Source organism: Candidatus Obscuribacterales bacterium (assembly GCA_036703605.1).
In the GTDB taxonomy this organism is placed as follows: Bacteria; Cyanobacteriota; Cyanobacteriia; order RECH01; family RECH01; genus RECH01.
The window spans coordinates 1-2295 of sequence record DATNRH010000081.1; the positions used below are offsets into that span (position 1 = coordinate 1).

Genomic DNA, 2295 nt, shown 5'->3' on the forward strand with positions numbered 1-2295 from the left:
AGTTGCTCAGGTAACTATCCAGTGCAGACAGCCGACGCAGCTTGTTAAGGAAGTTCTCTGCGTCAGTGAGGCCACGACCACGGGCAGTGGCTGCTAGCTGCTCAAGGATAAGCTTGCTAGTGCCGAAGCCATTGGCAGTGACCCACTTAGGTTCGGGTGCAGAGAACTTGAGGCCAGCAACCTCAGCCGTAGGTATGAACAGGACACCCTCACCCTCGCATGGCTTACAGATGTTGGGCTTGGCGTATCGCTGTCCATCCTTCTTGGTCTTCCAAGTCCTGCCCGTACCTTTGCAGGTGGTGCATCGCTTGGCTCGTGTCTTCTTCACGACCTTGCTGTGCTTGGTGACAGCAGACCTAAACTCAGCAGGCTTCATCCAGTTGCTAAAGTTGTCGGCCCATGTCTTCTTGTCGTTGGGCTCACGGCTAAAGATAAGAGCAGATAGCTGGGCAGGAGAGCCGAGGTTGATAGGGGTGTCACCCATAAGTTCCTCAGCCATAACCTCTAGCTCAGCTTTGATTGTATCTCTTTCCTCCGTGAACTGATCGCCCACTTGCAGTAGGGCATCATGGTCAACCGCAGCACCTGTCTGGTATATCTCCGCCAGTACAACACAGAGTTCGTTTGTAAGATCAAGCACCTTACGTAGGCCAGCCGCATCGCCTGCATATTCACTAACCAATTCATTGTACAATTCCTCAGTCGTAAGCAGATCGCCAGCTAGGTAGTCGATGAGCTTGGGCAGAGGCACAGTGTCTACGTTCTGGCCTTTGTCCATGTGCTCCATAAGGGTGTCTAGCTTGCGAGACTTGAGGTTGCGGCGCTCTGCCACATCACCCAAGCTTAGGGGTAGCTTCTGTCCACGCTGCAGCAGGTACTCACCAAGCATGGTGTCGAACACTTCCTGCTGTTCATCGTGTTGAGCGTAGGAGAAGCCGCACTCCCACAGCCACACCAAATCGTAGGCAATGTTGTGACCTACTAGCAGGGTGGTGCTGTCGAGAATGTCTTGGATCAGGTCGAAGCCAACGCCACTGTCGAGGACAACCCAAGTCTGTGCAGCCTCATTCCATTCGTGAATGACAGTGCCTTCGACCTCAACATGATTGAACGTCACGATATAACGCTCGTTCATCTCAGGGCAGATGACGCCGACCTGTACCAGCTTGTTGTTTGGCTCGAAGGGATCGAGGTACTTCTTACCGTCCCGCTCCGTGATTGTATTCTCTACGTCCAAGATCGTTAGCATGCATCATCACCTTATCATCAACCAGTTCGCGGATTAGTTCAGCTACACTCACGTATCTGCCCTCAGTCTTGCTCCGCTCAAATGCTGCACGAGAGAGGGTGTCGTACTTGTGTGTCTCAAGTGCGAAGGTGTAGGTGCGGTAGGGTTTCTTACTCAGTTTCGGTCGAGGCATTGACCACCTCCATAGCTGTAATGGTTTCAAGGACAATGATGAACACAGAGGTAGACTTGTTACGGGGCTTGAGCATGACGAACTCCTCGCCTATGCCTTCCACCTCCCCTTCAAACCAGTGTGACCCTGTGAACAGGACGACTCGCTTGCCTACCAGTTCCTTCAAGGAACCAAAGAGAGAGTGCTTGGTATCATGGTTCATTAGTCAAGTGCTCCTATTCACTACGCTGTGAAACGTGCGGTGTCGGGATCAATCTCACAGGTGACACGACCATGCCAGCCAGTGACCTTGTTCTTAGCCACCGTGATGTGACGCTGCGGGTCTTCCTCACCCAGCCCCTCAATGTCAGGGTTCTTGCTGATCAGGAGCATGAGGTCAGCCTCAGCAGCCTTACCAGTACGAGAGCCTTCCATCATGGACTGATCGACAACGACCTTGCCCTCAGCAGAGGCAGACAACTGGCTCATGTAGAACACAGCACAGTCATACTCTTTGGCAATCTGCCTAGCGTGAATGGCACAGTCCTTAAGCTTCTGATCCTCACGTGAGTGCGAACCTTTGGATGCGAACTTGTCACCCATGTCCAGCACCAGAATGTCAGGCTTGTAGCTCTTGGTCACTGCCTCCACCCAATGCATGTCCTTGCCAGTGCCATCAGCGAACATGAGGTTCTGCTTAACCTGAGCCCACTGCTCGGTGGCCTTCTTACGGTCATTGCGAATCTGCTGCATCGACATACCAGTAGCTGCAGTCAGGTAGCGTGACGAGACACGAGCGACTGACTCTTCGTTACAGAGCACGGCAACCTTAGCACCCTGCCAAGCGAAGCCACCGACACCACAGATCATGCTGGCGTGGGATGAAGTCTTGCCC

General features: G+C 53.1%; 3 protein-coding genes. All 3 read right to left on the reverse strand.

Features of this window, described 5'->3' with window-relative positions:
* On the reverse strand, positions 1–1249 hold a 1249-nt coding region (locus V6D20_01745; protein ID HEY9814519.1), incomplete at its 3' end, for a hypothetical protein.
* Positions 1250–1398: 149 nt separating this feature from the next.
* Positions 1399–1623: a hypothetical protein gene (locus V6D20_01750; GenBank protein HEY9814520.1), complete on the reverse strand. Its 225-nt coding sequence runs from the start codon at positions 1621–1623 to the stop codon at positions 1399–1401.
* A 20-nt stretch (positions 1624–1643) separates the two neighbouring features.
* Positions 1644–2295 (reverse strand): DnaB-like helicase C-terminal domain-containing protein (locus V6D20_01755; GenBank protein HEY9814521.1); only part of this gene is annotated, 652 nt, incomplete at its 5' end.

Bases quoted from the DNA above. Each gene is read 5' to 3' on its own strand.
- V6D20_01750 (HEY9814520.1), bottom strand. From the start codon at position 1,623: ATGAACCATGATACCAAGCACTCTCTCTTTGGTTCCTTGAAGGAACTG.